Origin of the sequence: Sphingomonas gellani (genome assembly GCF_900110035.1) — a bacterium.
GTDB lineage: Bacteria > Pseudomonadota > Alphaproteobacteria > Sphingomonadales > Sphingomonadaceae > Sphingomonas > Sphingomonas gellani.
The window spans coordinates 452,148-466,438 of the sequence record NZ_FOCF01000002.1; the positions used below are offsets into that span (position 1 = coordinate 452,148).

The following is a 14,291-nucleotide window of genomic DNA, read 5'->3' on the forward strand; positions in this document are numbered from 1 at the left end:
GCAAGCACCATTCCCAGCCCAGCTACGCGTTGCCCGTTTCCGAAAGCCGTCACTGCAATCGCGAGCGCGACGACCATATCAACCCACATCGGCACCATCGGTGTTGCCCTTGCGTGTAACGCCAACCTAGGACGCAGGAACGATGCGGTCCATGTTAGATCGTTTGGCTGGGCAGGCGTTCTCGTTTCTCGACGGTGGAGCGGAGAAGGCGGCGTCTGGAGGAAGGCGGAACGGCGGCTTGCGGGAGGCAACGGGCTAAAGCGGGCGTTGCCGTACAGGTCAGCGCGGAGCCAGCACGACATCCATGCCAACGCGCGCGTCCGTAATCACCTCATTGCCATTGCTGCCGTTCATGATTGCGGTCATCTGCGACCAGACCTGCGGCTGTTCGGATGTCGCAGCCGGATCGAACACACGAATGATGCGTGACACACGAAGCCCTAGAGGAACGGAATAAGCATCAGCTTCCGCTTTGGCCTTCGCAATTGCCTGGGCGATGGCTGATCGTCGTGCAGCGGTGTCGTCACGGAGAGAGAGTGTCGGAGGTTGAGCGACAACATCGTCTCGACCCATAAGAAGCTGACGAACCGAGGCAAGGCGGCTCATATCGGTCAGCTCGATCTGAACGCCGACCGTAACAACCTTCCGCTGCTTATCCATCGCCATCAGCGGTGCAGCAGCGGCAGGGTTAGGAGCGTCATCGTCGGAGTAAGCTTCGTTCCCGATGAACCCGATCTGCGCAGTTTGCGCCGGCAATACGGTCACCGCAGCGTCCGGCACTCCTACGCTTCGCAGCTTGGTGCGAAGGTCGTGCAGCGCGGCCTCGCAGGCGGCGCGAGCGGCACCTGCATCATCGGCTCGCCCGGTGACAGTGAGGCGGAAGAGCGCAATCTCGGGCCTGCTCCGAACCAGTCCCGTTCCTGCGGACTGCGCGAGGACTTCGCCGGGTGCGAGCACGACCGGGCTCGCGCTCTGCGCGAAGAGCGGGGTCGGGGCGATCAGTGCCGCGCCGAGAACCGGAAGTAGACCTGCCCGCATCGATGCCCCCGTCTTGCTCGCGTAGAAAGCGTCGCTCTTATCCGACGTGAATGGCTTCTCTTGGACAGCGAAGACAAGCATGAAAGTGCCTGACCACGGGCCCAATATGCCCACCGCGCGATCTACCGACCCGGTGCCCAGAACCGAAAACGCCCTGCCGAGCCGCCTGACGAACCGGCGCACCGACAGGGCGTCGCGAGCTTCCACTCCCTTGCCCCCGCAAGGGCAGGAGGCTGCAAGCACCTTGTTTAACCTGCATCAGCCCGTCCGGTTCCCCGCCCGGCCCCGAACAGGCCGACCCTCACACCGTCGCCGGGTCGGCCAGCCCGCACGCCGCGCCCGTTTCGACCTGCAACGTCGCATGGCCGATCCCGAACCTGTCGTGCAGCAGCGTCTGCGCCTCGCCCAGGAACCCGTCGCCGGGGTGTCCGTCCGGCATCACCAGATGCGCGGTCAGCACCGGCTCCGTGGTGGACATCGGCCAGATGTGCAGGTCGTGGACATGCGACACGCCGGGCAGCGCCCGCAGCGCCATCCGCACCGCGTCGAAATCGATCCCCCGCGGCACCGCGCCCAGCGCCATTTCCACCGTTTCGCGCAGCAGCCCGAACGTCTGCAGGAAGATCACCGCCGCGATCACCAGGCTGACCAGCGGGTCGATCCAGCCGATGCCGGTGGCCCAGATCGCCACGCCCGCGATCATCACGCCTGCCGACACCAGCGCGTCCGCCGCCATGTGCAGGAACGCGCCCCGGATGTTCACATCGCCCTTGCGCCCGCTCGCGAACAGCCACGCGGTGACGCCGTTGACCAGGATGCCCACGCCCGCGATCGCCGATACGGTCAGTCCCGGCACCGGTTCCGGGTCCGCGAAGCGCTGTCCCGCCTCCAGCACGATCGCGCCCAGCGCGACCAGCAGCAGCAGCGCGTTGAACAAGGCGGCCAGGATCGTCGATCCCTTCAGGCCATAGGTGAAACGCTTGCTCGGCGGCGTGCGCGCCAGCCGCGCGCCGCCCCAGGCCACCGCCAGGCCCAGCACATCCGACAGATTGTGTCCCGCATCCGCCAGCAGCGCAACCGATCCCGCGATGAACCCGGCCGCGCCCTCCGCCACGACGAACGCGATGTTCAGCCCGATGCCGATCGCGAACGCCCGGTCGAAGGTAGCCGGCGCATGGTGGTGGCCGTGCGAATGCCCGTGCCCGTGCCCATGTCCCTGCGAGTGTCCATGCCCGTGGGAGTGGGATTGATGGTGATGATGCCCCGACACGCTTGATCCGTTTTTCGTCAGCCGTCCGCCGCTTAGCATCGACCGGCGGTGCCGCACTAGCCGCGCGCGACCGGCAACTTGCCCGATCCGAAACGCCCCGTCGTGCCAACGCCCGCTTTTCAGGCGGATTTTCTCGTCTATGACGAACCGGATTGCGGCAAAGGGCGGAATGGTGATCGGCAAGGGAGAGGACCTGACCCGCGAGGAATCGCGGGTCGAGATCAGGCGGCTTCGCGCGACCGAGGGGCGGCTGCGCACCATTTTGGACGCGGTGGATACCGCCTTCGCCATCGTGGAGGTGAAGTTCGATGCCAACGACACGCCCGTCGACTATCGCTTCCTTGAGGCCAATCCCGCGTTCGAGCGTCAGTCCGGCGCCGATCTGGTCGGCAAATGGGTCACCGAATACGCCCCCGACCTCGAACGCTTCTGGTTCGAAACCTATGGCCATGTTGCAAAGACCGGCGAACCCGCGAATTTCGAGAACTACGCGAACACCTTCGAACGCTGGTTCGACGTGCGCGCGATCCGCATCGGCGACCCCCGCGAACGCCGGATCGCGATCTTCTTCAACGATGTGACGGAGCGGAAGCGGGCGGAGGCCCAGCTTGTCGGCCTGAACGACACGCTGGAACAGCAGGTGCAGGATCGCACCACGGAACTGGACCGGCTGTGGGACACGTCCCCAGACCTGTTGCTGGTGATCGATTTCGACGGCGTGTTCCGGCGCGTCAACCCGGCCTGGGTCACGACCCTCGGCTATGATCCGGACGAGCTTGTCGGCCACCACGTCAACGAATTCGTCGTGGCGGAGGATCATGCCGACACGATCGCCGCCTACCAGCTGGCGGCGATGGGTGGCTCGCCGCGCATGGTCAACCGCTACGTGCACAAGGACGGCACGCTGTGCTGGATATCCTGGGTCGCGGCGCGCGCGGGTCAGGTCATCTACGCCTTCGGGCGTAACGTCACCGCCGAACGCACCCAGGCGGAGGCGCTGGCGCAGGCGGAGGAGGCGCTGCGCCACGCGCAGAAGATGGAGGCGATCGGCCAGCTGACGGGCGGCGTCGCGCACGACTTCAACAACCTGCTGACCGTGATCCGCGGCTCGGTCGACCTGCTCCGCCGCCCCGGCCTGACGCAGGAAAAGCGCGACCGGTATGTAGAGGCGATCGCCTCCACCGCCGAACGCGCGACGAAGCTGACCAACCAGCTGCTCGCCTTTGCCCGCCGCCAGACGCTGAAGCCGCAGGTCTGCGACGTCGGCGCCCGGCTGCGCGGGGTTGCCGACATGCTCGACACCGTGACCGGCGGCCGCATCGGCGTCGTCACCGACCTGCCGCCTGATCCCTGCTACGTCCTGGTCGACCTCAACCAGTTCGAAACCGCGCTGGTCAACCTGGCGGTCAACGCGCGCGACGCCATGGCGGGGGAGGGGACGCTGTCGCTCAGCGTCCGCTGCGACAGCGTGATGCCGCCGATCCGCGGCCATTCGGGCTCGCATGCCGCCTTTGCCGCGATCTCCGTCGCGGACACCGGCACCGGCATCGAGGCGGAGCAGGTGGAGCGCATCTTCGAACCCTTCTTCACCACCAAGGAGGTGGGCAAGGGCACGGGGCTGGGGCTCAGCCAGGTCCTAGGCTTCGTGAAGCAGTCCGGCGGCGACGTGGAGGTGTCCAGCGTGCCCGGGCGGGGCACCACCTTCACCCTGTACCTGCCCCAGGTCGACGCCGATCGCGAAACCGCCGCCGCCGACACCGGCACGGCACTCGCCACGCATGCCGACGGACAGCGCGTGCTGGTGGTGGAGGACAATCTGGGCGTCGGGCGGTTCTGCACCGACGTGCTGGCCGATCTCGGCTACCAGACCGTGTGGGCGCACAATGCCGAGGAAGCGCTGAAGGAACTGGACCGCGCGCAGCAGGCGTTCAGCGTCGTCTTCTCCGACGTGGTCATGCCCGGCATGGGCGGGATCGAGCTGGCAACCGTGCTGCGCGACCGCTTCCCCGACCTGCCGGTTCTTCTGACCAGCGGCTACAGCGACATCCTGGCGCAGGAGGGCGGCCACGGCTTCGACCTGCTGCACAAGCCATACTCCGCCCAACAACTCGCCACCGCCCTGCGACGGGTGACGGGAGAGGCCGCAGTCCTCGCGACCCCGCCGACCGACTGAACCGCCGCCGCTCTGTCACGCATTGCGCTACGCCGTCACCCTTGCCGATCCGTCGCCGTGGCAGCGGGCCACGATCGGTAGACTTGGCGCCTCCAAGCTCGTCGGCCCGTACACGTCGTTCCGCAGAACAGCCCTGAAATCCTGCAACGACGTTGGGCAAAACGGGCGAACAACTTTCTCACCCTGTGTTGCGAACCTGCGAACATACGTGGCGCCATCGGTGTTCGCTCAGACTCGCGCTAGCGCAACATGTCAGGATTGGGTGGAAAGCGGACGTCCGGCGCTATGGCGATGGCGGTACCAAAGACTCATGAGCAAGGACGATCCGCCAACCTTCTGCTCGCTTCCGCCACACCGAAGTGATGACCAGTTTTGAAGGCGAGGCTGATTTCGGATCTGCAACGTTCATCCACTGGATCGTTGTGATGATGTCGCGGCCTTGCGACACAACCTCGGGCTCACGCGCCTCCGTGAAACGTATTCCGCTTCTCTTATCACTCCACCAGCCCCGCTGTGCGGCCAGGATGTTTTGCCATCCTCGTGTCACCTCGCCGTCGAACGTGATGACGAGCGATGGAGAGTTCCAATACGATGTCATGAACGCATCCGCGTCGAGTCTGGAAGCCGCGACGTTCATGCCGGCAATGGCTCTGCGCACCTCAGCGGGGCCGCTTTGGGCCTGCGCTACGCTTGCAATGGTGACCGGTAGAAGGGCCGCAAACATTAGCTTTCGCATGCACGTCACCTTGGCTGAGCCAGCGGAAAGAATGCAGATGTCAGGGCGATTTCGCAACGTCCGCTAGGGGGCGCAAGCGGACGTATGCAGCGGTCCGATAACGGGTATTTCCTGCAACCGGCACAGCCCTCTCCCTCTTGCTGCGGCCATCCACCGAATAAATGGCGCCAGTATGGCAATGTCGGAATGTGGGTGAGTGGCCCAGCTGCTTTCGGAGCCGGGCGTTGGTTAGCTGCCGTTTGCTGACACTAATTCATCTTACCCACAGCAAATATCGACTAACAACGACCCACTTCCGTGTGGCCGACCGCTCGGCATGTATCAGTTCGCCGCTGCCGCAACGAGCACCGCAAAACATGTTCTGCGTAAACAAGGCTTGCCTTCCGTCGTCACTCAGTACCGGTAAGGATGCACCGTATATGATCGCGCGTGATGCAAGGTTCCGCTTCAAGCGGGAGCCCCGTTCAACCGAACGCTGGTCAAAGCGAACTCCCTTCTGATGCAGAAGAACCCGAACTTCCGGACATCGTTCGACTGCATCGACGTCGCCTTGCGCCTCTAATCTCAAGAGCAGGCTTGAGGGAGGGCCAGGCGGATTGTCTTTGAAGCGATCCGTTAGCGATCCTCCTTGAGTACCACTAGCAACACGAACGTCTTGTCGAAAGACGATGTCGCGGGCTTCGATCTTTCGATCGTTTGGCAACACGGCATCTTGAATAAGCTCAACCGCAGCCTGGCATTGCAACGACTTCACTGAGCTTCGAGCTACCACCGGCTCCTGCATACGGCTGAGGACAGTCAGACTCAGGAGTAAGAATGTCAGCATGAGGGCGTTGTGTACGAGACCGCTCATGCTCGCAACTTGGGCACTATTCGCCAAAATCGGCGACAAGGCGGGTCAGCTGCTCAGACCCCAGAATATCACCGTTGCTACGAAAAATCTCGACGTCGGGACCTCTGTCCGGGAAGAACTCAACCTCCCACCGTTCACCCGGCACGGCGACCTGCACCATCACAGCTCCCTCGCGCACGCTTGCAAGCTGGTAGTGAATGCGATGCTCCTGCAGCCCCACCAGAAAGGCTGAAAGCTCGGCAAGAGAAGTTCCTGTTTCAGCCATAAACTCGAACCTAGCTTGGCTTGAATGTGGCTGCCATCGATTTACGCGCACTCGGCCTGGACATCTGATTGTGGGCGTAAAGAGACAGCTAAGGCGCCTCCCTCGCCTAACCTGCCATCCGCCCGAACCGCTGCCCCCACCTCTGCACCCCACGCCAATCACCCCTGTTCGCAACCCGGCCGCTATGGCAGGGGCGGGTCATGCCGGTCGACGCCGCTCCTTCGCCATCGGTCCCGGCGCTACCCGTGCTTCAGGTCCTGCCCGACCTGCTCGCCGCCTTGCGCAGCGGATCGAATGCGGTGCTGGTCGCGCCGCCGGGCGCGGGCAAGACCACCGCCGTCGCGCCGGCCCTGCTGGCGGAGCCATGGTGCACGGGCGAGGTGCTGCTGCTCTCCCCCCGGCGTCTCGCCGCGCGCGCGGCGGCGGAGCGGATGGCGGCGCTTGCCGATGAGGGGCGGGGTGAGCCCGTTGGCCGCACCTATGGCTATGCCACCCGCCTCGACACCAAACGCTCCGCCCAGACCCGCGTGACCGTGGTGACGGAGGGGATCTTCGTCGCCCGCATCCAGGCCGATCTCGAACTGGCCGGCGTGTCGGCGGTGCTGTTCGACGAGGTTCACGAACGCAGCCTGGACAGCGATTTCGGCCTGGCCCTCGCCCTCGACGCACAGGGCGCGCTCCGCCCCGACCTGCGCCTGCTCGCCATGTCCGCGACGCTGGACGGCGCACGTTTTTCGGGCCTGCTAGGACTTGGCGACACGGGGGCACCGGTGATCGAGAGCGAGGGGCGCAGCTTCCCGCTCGACATCCGCCACATCGGCCGCGCGGCGGAATCCCGGCTGGAGGACAGCGTCGCCGCCGCGATCCGCCGCGCGCTTTCGGAGGAGAAGGGAGGGGTGCTCGCCTTCCTGCCCGGCGTCGCGGAGATCGAGCGGACGGCCGAGCGCCTCGACCGCCTGCCCGGCGACGTCGTCCTCCACCGCCTGCACGGCACGCTCGACCCGCAGGCGCAGCGTGCCGCGATCGGGCCCGATCCGGACGGCCGGCGCAAACTGGTGCTGGCCACCTCCATCGCGGAAACCAGCCTGACGCTGGACGGCATCCGGATCGTGGTCGACCCCGGCCTGGCGCGCCGCCCGCGCTACGACCGGGCCGCCGGCATGACCCGGCTGGTGACGGAGCGCGCCAGCCAGGCCGCGGTGACCCAGCGCGCCGGCCGCGCCGCGCGGCAGGGGCCGGGCGTCGCCTTTCGCTTGTGGGAGGGGGCGGCGACCGCCGGCCTGCCGCGCTTCGACCCGCCCGAGATACTGGAGGCGGACCTGTCGGCGCTGGTCCTCGACACCGCGATCTGGGGCGTGGCCGACCCGCGCCGGCTCGCCTGGCTCGACCCCCCGCCAGAGGCTGCGGTTGCGGAGGCGCGGGCGCGCCTGTCCGCGTTCGGCGCGCTCGACGCGGATGGTCGTCCCACCGGCCACGGGCGCGCGATCGCCCGCCTGCCGCTGCCGCCGCGCCTTGCGCACATGCTGGTCCGCGCGGGGGAGATCGGGCTGGGGGCGATCGCGGCGGAGGTGGCGGTGCTGCTGTCCGAACGTGGCCTCGGCGGCAACGACACCGATCTCGACCTGCGCCTGCGCCGCTGGCGGACGGAGCGCGGGCGTAAGGCGGAGTCGGCGCGGGGCCTCGCCACCCGCTGGGCCCGGCTCGCCGGCACCCGGCCCGCCGATCCGCCGGGCTGGGCTGGCGACGGGGTCGCGGCCAGCATCGCGCTCGCCTTTCCCGATCGCGTGGCGAAGCGGCGCGACGCCTCGGGCGAAAGCTGGGCGTCGACGGGCGGGCGCGGGTTCCGTCTCGACGGCACCTCGTCGCTCGCCCGCGCGGAGTGGCTCGCGGTGGCGGACACCGCCGGTGCGGCGGCGGGCGCCCGCATCCTGTCCGCCGCCGCCATCGACATGGACGCGGTGGAGGCCCTGTTCGCCGACCGGCTGGAGCTACGCCGCACCGTCCGCTTCGACCCCGCCACCGGTGGCGTCTCCGCCCTGCGCGAACGCCGCCTCGGCGCGATCCGGCTGAGCAGCGGCCCGGACTCCTCGGCCGACCCGGCGGAGATTGCCGCCGCGCTGATGGCCGGCGTGCGGGAAGGGGGGCTGGCCCTGCTGCCGTGGAGCGACACTGCCCAGGCCCTGCGCGCGCGTGCCGCCTTCGCCGGTGTGCCGCTCGACGATGCGGCGTTGCTCGACCGGCTCGACGAGTGGCTGCCGGCGCTGCTCACCGGCCGCCGCCGCCTCGACGCGATCCCAGCGCCCGCGCTCACCGACGCCTTGCGCAACCTGCTCGGCTGGGACGCGCAGCGCCAGATCGACCGCCTCGCACCGGCCGACTTCACCAGCCCCGCCGGCAGCACCCACGCGATCGACTATGCGGCGGAGGGCGGCCCGAGGGTCGAATTGCGTGTCCAGGCGCTGTTCGGCCTGTCCGAGCATCCCGTGATCGGCACCGACCGCGTGCCGCTGGTGCTCAGCCTGACCAGCCCCGCCGGCCGCCCGATCCAGACCACCCGCGACCTGCCCGGCTTCTGGGCGGGCAGCTGGAGCGCCGTCGCGAAGGAGATGCGCGGCCGCTATCCGCGCCACCCCTGGCCGGACGATCCCGCCGCCGCCGCCGCGACGCTGCGCACCAAGAACGCCGACGCCCGCGCCGCCGCCCGCCGGTGATAGGTGTCTGTCTTGGCATAGACCCGCTTCCGCCCACGCCGCACACGCGCTAAGGAACCGCATCATGCCTACCGCCCGCATTTTCCAGCGTCCCAAGAACGCCATGCAGTCCGGCCGCTACCGGACCGACCGCTGGCAGCTCGAGTTCGAGCCCGCCGAGGCGAAGAAGCCCGATCCCCTGACCGGCTGGGCCGGCAGCGGCGACACGCGCGACCAGGTCCGCCTGGGCTTCCCGACCTCGCAGGCGGCGATCGATTATTGCGAGAAACAGGGCTGGACCTACACCGTGATCCCCGCGCCCGAAAAGACGCTCAAGCTGCAAAGCTACGCCGACAACTTCCGCTGACGGCATGGGCGCCACGAAGGCGCCCATCCGCTTCGGCCGCCACTGCCGCACCGGTGACCGCGCTGTCCCAAGTCGGTGCGAGATTCCGTCGAAGGCGGGAATCTCGCGCTTCGGTACGCGCCGCAACTTCCGCTGATCGTATGAATGCCACGATGGCTCCCGTCGGATCGATGGCGTTGCAAGCCGGTGGCGCACCGGCAAACGCTGGGGTCATTGCTCCCTAACAGGCCGCGTCCGCGACCCTCACGCCCGCAGCCGACGCAGCCTCACGCGCCTATCCAAACCCTCACGCCATCAAAGCTTCGGCCCCAACAGCGCCAGCAGCTTCGCATCGATGCCCAACCCCGCCGCACGCTTTTCCGCGACGAAGCGTTCCACGTCGGCAACCGGCACGCGGTGGACCACGATGTCCTCGCCCTCCTCGCCGCCGCCATCGCCGGTCCGCGTCAGGCCGGTCGCCCGCACCATGGTGAACGCCTCCGACGTCATCCCCGGCGACGAATAGTACTCGCCCAGCACCTCGATCCGCTCCGCGCGATAGCCGGTTTCCTCCTCCAGCTCCCGGATCGCCGCCTGCTCCAGCGTCTCGTCCGCGCTCTCGTCCCCGACCAGCCCGGCGGGCAGTTCCAGGCATCGGCGCCCGACCGGGATGCGCGCCTGCTCCACCAGGATCAGCTCGCCCGCATCGTTCACCGCCACGATCACCGCCGCGCCGATCCGCCCCTTGCGCTCGGCATATTCCCAATGCCCCGCCTTGATCGCGGTCAGGTACTTGCCCTCCCACACCGTCTCGGGCGCGGGTGCGGGGGCGGCGGCGGTGTCGGTCATGGATGCTCCGTAGGGCTTGCACGCGCGTCGGCGTTGCGGGACATTGGCCCCTAAACCAATGGGGAGCCGGCATGTTCAAGGAGTTCAGGGCGTTCATCGCACGCGGCAACGTGCTGGACCTGGCCGTCGCGGTCATCATCGGCGCCGCGTTCGGAAAGATCGTGACCTCGCTGACCGAGGATGTGCTGATGCCGGTCATCGGCAAGCTGTTCGGCGGGCTGGATTTCTCCAGCTACTTCATCAAGCTGGGGCCGGTGCCGGCGAACCTCGCCAACTCCACCGATTACGAGGCGCTGAAAAAGGCGGGCGTGCCGCTGCTCGGCTATGGCGCGTTCATCACCCAGGCGGTGAACTTCGTCATCGTCGCCTTCATCATCTTCATGCTGGTCCGCACGATCAACCGCGCGTCCGCCCTGTTCGAGCGAGAGGCCGCCCGCCTGCGCCACGAACAGGAACAAGCCGTCCCGCCGCCGCCGGAGCCGGTCGAGATCGGCCTGCTCCGCCAGATCCTCGATGAGCTGAAGAAGCGGCCGAACGCCTGAAGTCCACGACCCGGTCCGGCCGGGTCAGCCGGCCGCGGCCCTGACGCCATCCCGCGTCAGGCGACCGCCAGATCTGCCGCCGTCGCATCGGCCAGGCTGGTCCCGTCCAGGATGCGCGCCGTCTCGTCGCGCACCCGCATCATCGCGTGGCGGATCGCGCAATCCGCCTCGCTCTTGCAGTCGGTGCAGCGGCGATAGGCGGTGCGGCTGACGCACGGCACCAGCGCCAGCGGCCCCTCGATCACCCGGATGATATCGCCGAGCGAGATCAGGTGCGACAACCGCGCCAGCGTGTACCCGCCCATCTTGCCGCGCTGGCTGAGCAACAGGCCCGCCTCGCGCAGGTCGGCCAAGATCAGCTCCAGGAACTTGCGCGGCACGTTCGCCTCCGCCGCGATGCGCGTCATCGGCACCGGTGCATGGCCCGGCTGGACGTCGGACAGGAACAGCATCGCGCGCAGCGCGTAACGGGAACGTTGGGTCAGCATGTCGGCCCGATATGGCCGCGCTTTGTGGCGGGGGAAAGGCGCGGACGCCCGCAACGTTTGAAAAAGCATGCGCCCCCGGGCTTCCCATGCCGCGGGCCTGCGCCTATATCGGCCGGGTCGGTTTCACCGGCTATGGCGATAAACTGCGGCGTACAATAGGCGCAGCGGACCCGGGGGCAGTACCCGGCGGCTCCACCACCCGAGCTGAGGCGCTCGGCGCCACGGTTCACGCGTGGCACCGGGCCTTAGGTCGAATGACGGGGCCGAACCAGGATCGACGTGTGTTGAAAAGCGCTGTTTTCGCTCGGAATGGGACCACCGCAACGGCCCATTACACAAGTGCCAACGATAACGAAGCACTCGCGATTGCGGCGTAACTGAGGGCCTCACGGCCTAAGGTTACTCCAAGATAGCGCGGTTCGGACCCCACCGGGCAACAGAAGGGGAAACCAGCGGCCTCCGGGGGAGCCGGGCAACAGAATTCCCCCGGACCCTTTCATCGGGTCCATCCCCGCCAGCTGTCGCGCTCGGCCTCTCGCCCAGCGAGCCGCGTCCCACCTCCATGACCCGCAAGCGATCGGCAGCAAGGCGCAGTCCACGGCTTTGTTCCCGTCGGAAGGACCGGCGAAGCGAGGCAGGCTCTTTGCGGCCACGGCCCGCGCCGTTTCCCGCACACACCCCGACGATCGACCCGCTACTCCTCGCTGCCCAACGGCCGCGTCCGCCAACTCGCGTGCAGCGTCGGCACCGCACTGAACAACGTCATCATGTAAAAGGTGAGGGCGGTCAGCTCCTGTTGCGCGACACGCGCCGACCAAAGCTCCAGCGCCAGCATCGACACCGTTAGCCAGATGCCCGCGAACGCCGCCGCCGCCACCGCCGCCAGTGCGACCAGCAGGGATTCGCGCCGCTGCTGGCGCTCGAACTCGTCCGCCCGCTCGTTGAACCGACGCAGCGGTCCCCAGATCGGCATCAGGTTCGCGATGAAGAAGCCGAGCATGATCAGCGCATAGCCGACCCAGTAACTCCGATCCGGCCGCACCAGGCACCAGATCAGCCCCGCACTCGCGGCCATCAGCGCCAGCAACGGCGGCCAGCGCAAATGCCGCCTGCGCGGCGTGCCCGCGGCCATGGCGGGCACCCCCGTCCACATCACCAGCCCGTCGAGCCACGCCAGGAAACGCTGCTGCCGGTCGCTCATTGCTCCACTCCTGTTCGCCGCAAACTGGTGCCAATCGCCTCGAACGGGGTGAGCGAAAAGATCAGCTCGACGGGCACGCCGAACACCGCCGCGACCTTCAGCGCCAATTCCAGGCTCGGCTTGTAATCGCCGCGCTCCAGATAGCCGATCGTCTGCGGGTTGACGTCCACCGCCTCCGCGAGTTGCCGCCGAGACAAGCGATATTCGGCGCGGAACACGGCGATCCTGTTGTGCATGGCCCTGACGAACACCCCCGAATCCACAGGATTCGTTGCGAATACACAACAGAATGCGTCGCTGGTCAACCTCCCGCCTGACGTGCGACGTGGCCGCCCGCACGACAACAGCGTTCATTTCTAACAGCCGCCCTCGGCGAGAGGGCGTCGCAGCGAGGAGGTACGACGAGGCCGAGAAGGGTCACCGAGACGCCGCCTCGCTGTCGGGTTCAGCGCCGGAACATGTCCTGCGTCACAAGGACCGCAACTGCGGCATCTTGCTGCGTCCCAGCGTGGCATAGCCGATGAACAGCGCCTGGAGCGACGGCGAGTACACGTCCTCCACCGCCTCCTTGGTTCGGTCGACGAACGAGGAGGCTTCCGCCAGACCGGGCAGCAGGCCCAGCATCGCAAAGGTCCCGAATTCGCGTGCCGGAACATCCACCTTCCGGATCATGACAATCGAATGGTGGCGGCGATCACTGGCGATTCGCGCCAGGCAGGCAGTGGCGGCGTCGGTCGGGCCTTCAAAGGCTTGCAGGAACGTCAAACCGTCCGAGACCAGCAGCCCCGTTATGCCGTCGCCTGCGTTGCGCCTTCGACACTCGCGCAGAAGCTCGTCATAGCCCCGTCGTGTCAAAGGTTGCGCGGCACGACTCTGATAGACGATCTGCGTCAACACGCCGCGCCTCTTGTACCCACATGCGTCGTACGAAAAGAATAATGTGGCCGCGGCTAGCCGAATTTATTTACAAAATTGATCGAGGTTGTGCGGAAACACGGGTCTGCTCGCCCCCATACCGCATGCGGGGTATTGGAGCCGATGTCCTTCGCCGCTATCCGCCCCCGCCGCGCGCCTTTTGCCCGTTTCGACCTGCACGCGGCAACGCGGTAAAGGCGCTCGCATGACTCCCACCCACGATCTTCGCGACCGCACCCGGGCCTGCCATGATGCCGTCGACACGGCATTCGGCGCACACGACCTCGGCGATCGCGGCGCCTACGCACAGCTGTTGACGGTCCACGCCCGTGCGGTCGCGGCCGCGGAGGCGGCGCTTGGCCACTGGCCCGAACTGCCGGCATGGCGCGCACGGATGCCGATGCTCGCCGCCGATCTCGACGGACTGGACGTGGCGCTCCCCGCACCGTTGCCCTTTTCCCTGGCGAACGCGGCGCAGGCGTGGGGCGCGCTCTATGTGCTGGAAGGGTCGCGGCTGGGCAACGCCATGCTCGCCCGGTCGGTCGGACCGGGATTGCCGCACGCTTACATGGCCGCGCGGCACGAACAGGGCGGCTGGCGCGCGCTCCTCGCGGCTATCGATGCACGGGCGGAGGCAGGCGGCGCGCAGTGGCTGGACGACGCGGTCGCGGGTGCGGAGGCGGCCTTCGCGCTGTTCCTCGACGCCCGCCGAACGCGCTTGGACGAAACGGAACCGGCAATCACCTGACCTAGCCGCGCATGGGCGTGCCGACAGACATGCCACCGCCTCGATCATCGCGATTCCTTCCGGCTTGGCGTGGCGCAGGACATGCCGGACCATGCTCCAGCTGATGCCAGCCCCCAAAGTCGCGTCGCCGCGCGACCGATTGGGATCGCAGGCCAGCATCGCGGTCGCGACCGGCAC

General features: G+C 67.5%; 14 protein-coding genes and 1 other RNA gene. 6 read left to right on the top strand and 9 right to left on the bottom strand.

Features of this window, described 5'->3' with window-relative positions:
• Nucleotides 1-279: 279 nt before the first annotated feature.
• Together BMX37_RS06410 and BMX37_RS06415 are read right to left on the bottom strand one after the other, a co-directional pair.
• Nucleotides 280-1,245, bottom strand: a complete 966-nt coding sequence (locus BMX37_RS06410; protein ID WP_093664651.1) for an SIMPL domain-containing protein — start codon at nucleotides 1,243-1,245, stop codon at nucleotides 280-282.
• A 94-nt stretch (nucleotides 1,246-1,339) separates the two neighbouring features.
• Complete coding sequence (locus BMX37_RS06415) at nucleotides 1,340-2,308, bottom strand: cation diffusion facilitator family transporter (protein ID WP_244501423.1); 969 nt, start codon at nucleotides 2,306-2,308, stop codon at nucleotides 1,340-1,342.
• Nucleotides 2,309-2,447: 139 nt separating this feature from the next.
• On the opposite strand from BMX37_RS06415, the gene BMX37_RS06420 reads away from it, so the two are divergent.
• Nucleotides 2,448-4,481 carry a hybrid sensor histidine kinase/response regulator gene (locus tag BMX37_RS06420; protein ID WP_093664653.1) on the top strand — a complete coding sequence of 678 codons (2,034 nt, stop codon included), beginning with the start codon at nucleotides 2,448-2,450 and terminating at the stop codon, nucleotides 4,479-4,481.
• Between the two features lie 283 nt (nucleotides 4,482-4,764).
• Here the strand turns inward: BMX37_RS06420 and BMX37_RS06425 are convergent, their stop codons facing one another.
• Complete coding sequence (locus BMX37_RS06425) at nucleotides 4,765-5,217, bottom strand: YybH family protein (RefSeq protein ID WP_093664655.1); 453 nt, start codon at nucleotides 5,215-5,217, stop codon at nucleotides 4,765-4,767.
• Between the two features lie 869 nt (nucleotides 5,218-6,086).
• Nucleotides 6,087-6,335: a hypothetical protein gene (locus tag BMX37_RS06430; protein ID WP_093664657.1), complete on the bottom strand. Its 249-nt coding sequence runs from the start codon at nucleotides 6,333-6,335 to the stop codon at nucleotides 6,087-6,089.
• 200 nt (nucleotides 6,336-6,535) lie between these two features.
• Between BMX37_RS06430 and hrpB the strand changes: the two genes are divergently transcribed.
• Both hrpB and BMX37_RS06440 read left to right on the top strand, forming a co-directional pair.
• A complete protein-coding gene (gene hrpB / locus BMX37_RS06435) occupies nucleotides 6,536-9,046 on the top strand; it encodes an ATP-dependent helicase HrpB (protein WP_093664659.1) in 2,511 nt (836 codons plus the stop codon).
• A 64-nt stretch (nucleotides 9,047-9,110) separates the two neighbouring features.
• Nucleotides 9,111-9,392 (top strand): ETC complex I subunit, encoded by a 282-nt coding sequence (locus tag BMX37_RS06440; protein WP_093664661.1) that lies wholly within the window; start codon nucleotides 9,111-9,113, stop codon nucleotides 9,390-9,392.
• A gap of 294 nt (nucleotides 9,393-9,686) precedes the next feature.
• Here the strand turns inward: BMX37_RS06440 and BMX37_RS06445 are convergent, their stop codons facing one another.
• A complete protein-coding gene (locus BMX37_RS06445; RefSeq protein WP_093664663.1) occupies nucleotides 9,687-10,220 on the bottom strand; it encodes an NUDIX hydrolase in 534 nt (177 codons plus the stop codon).
• A gap of 71 nt (nucleotides 10,221-10,291) precedes the next feature.
• Between BMX37_RS06445 and mscL the strand changes: the two genes are divergently transcribed.
• Complete coding sequence (mscL, locus tag BMX37_RS06450; protein ID WP_093664665.1) at nucleotides 10,292-10,762, top strand: large conductance mechanosensitive channel protein MscL; 471 nt, start codon at nucleotides 10,292-10,294, stop codon at nucleotides 10,760-10,762.
• 56 nt (nucleotides 10,763-10,818) lie between these two features.
• On the opposite strand, the gene BMX37_RS06455 is transcribed toward mscL, so the two are convergent.
• Nucleotides 10,819-11,250 carry an RrF2 family transcriptional regulator gene (locus BMX37_RS06455; protein ID WP_093664667.1) on the bottom strand — a complete coding sequence of 144 codons (432 nt, stop codon included), beginning with the start codon at nucleotides 11,248-11,250 and terminating at the stop codon, nucleotides 10,819-10,821.
• 77 nt (nucleotides 11,251-11,327) lie between these two features.
• Here BMX37_RS06455 and ssrA point away from each other — a divergent pair.
• Nucleotides 11,328-11,701, top strand: a transfer-messenger RNA (tmRNA) gene (gene ssrA, locus BMX37_RS06460).
• A 243-nt stretch (nucleotides 11,702-11,944) separates the two neighbouring features.
• On the opposite strand, the gene BMX37_RS06465 is transcribed toward ssrA, so the two are convergent.
• The 3 genes from BMX37_RS06465 to BMX37_RS06475 all read right to left on the bottom strand — a co-directional run bounded on the left by BMX37_RS06465 (nucleotide 11,945) and on the right by BMX37_RS06475 (nucleotide 13,345).
• Nucleotides 11,945-12,451: a hypothetical protein gene (locus tag BMX37_RS06465; protein WP_093664669.1), complete on the bottom strand. Its 507-nt coding sequence runs from the start codon at nucleotides 12,449-12,451 to the stop codon at nucleotides 11,945-11,947.
• Entirely contained in the window at nucleotides 12,448-12,702 is a 255-nt protein-coding gene (locus BMX37_RS06470; RefSeq protein WP_244501424.1) for a helix-turn-helix transcriptional regulator, read from the bottom strand. Before BMX37_RS06470 ends, BMX37_RS06465 begins: the two co-directional genes overlap by 4 nt.
• Nucleotides 12,703-12,919: 217 nt before the next feature.
• Nucleotides 12,920-13,345, bottom strand: a complete 426-nt coding sequence (locus tag BMX37_RS06475; protein WP_170841866.1) for a BLUF domain-containing protein — start codon at nucleotides 13,343-13,345, stop codon at nucleotides 12,920-12,922.
• 226 nt (nucleotides 13,346-13,571) lie between these two features.
• Here BMX37_RS06475 and BMX37_RS06480 point away from each other — a divergent pair, with 226 nt between their 5' ends.
• Complete coding sequence (locus tag BMX37_RS06480) at nucleotides 13,572-14,114, top strand: biliverdin-producing heme oxygenase (RefSeq protein ID WP_093664675.1); 543 nt, start codon at nucleotides 13,572-13,574, stop codon at nucleotides 14,112-14,114.
• Nucleotides 14,115-14,291 lie beyond the last annotated feature (177 nt).

Excerpts from the sequence above, each read along its gene's own strand:
- BMX37_RS06420 (WP_093664653.1), top strand. The coding sequence starts at position 2,448 with ATGACGAACCGGATTGCGGCAAAGGGCGGAATGGTGATCGGCAAGGGA.
- BMX37_RS06480 (WP_093664675.1), top strand. The coding sequence starts at position 13,572 with ATGACTCCCACCCACGATCTTCGCGACCGCACCCGGGCCTGCCATGAT.
- BMX37_RS06425 (WP_093664655.1), bottom strand. The coding sequence starts at position 5,217 with ATGCGAAAGCTAATGTTTGCGGCCCTTCTACCGGTCACCATTGCAAGC.
- hrpB (WP_093664659.1), top strand. The coding sequence starts at position 6,536 with ATGCCGGTCGACGCCGCTCCTTCGCCATCGGTCCCGGCGCTACCCGTG.
- BMX37_RS06445 (WP_093664663.1), bottom strand. The coding sequence starts at position 10,220 with ATGACCGACACCGCCGCCGCCCCCGCACCCGCGCCCGAGACGGTGTGG.
- mscL (WP_093664665.1), top strand. The coding sequence starts at position 10,292 with ATGTTCAAGGAGTTCAGGGCGTTCATCGCACGCGGCAACGTGCTGGAC.
- BMX37_RS06430 (WP_093664657.1), bottom strand. The coding sequence starts at position 6,335 with ATGGCTGAAACAGGAACTTCTCTTGCCGAGCTTTCAGCCTTTCTGGTG.
- BMX37_RS06455 (WP_093664667.1), bottom strand. The coding sequence starts at position 11,250 with ATGCTGACCCAACGTTCCCGTTACGCGCTGCGCGCGATGCTGTTCCTG.
- BMX37_RS06440 (WP_093664661.1), top strand. The coding sequence starts at position 9,111 with ATGCCTACCGCCCGCATTTTCCAGCGTCCCAAGAACGCCATGCAGTCC.
- BMX37_RS06465 (WP_093664669.1), bottom strand. The coding sequence starts at position 12,451 with ATGAGCGACCGGCAGCAGCGTTTCCTGGCGTGGCTCGACGGGCTGGTG.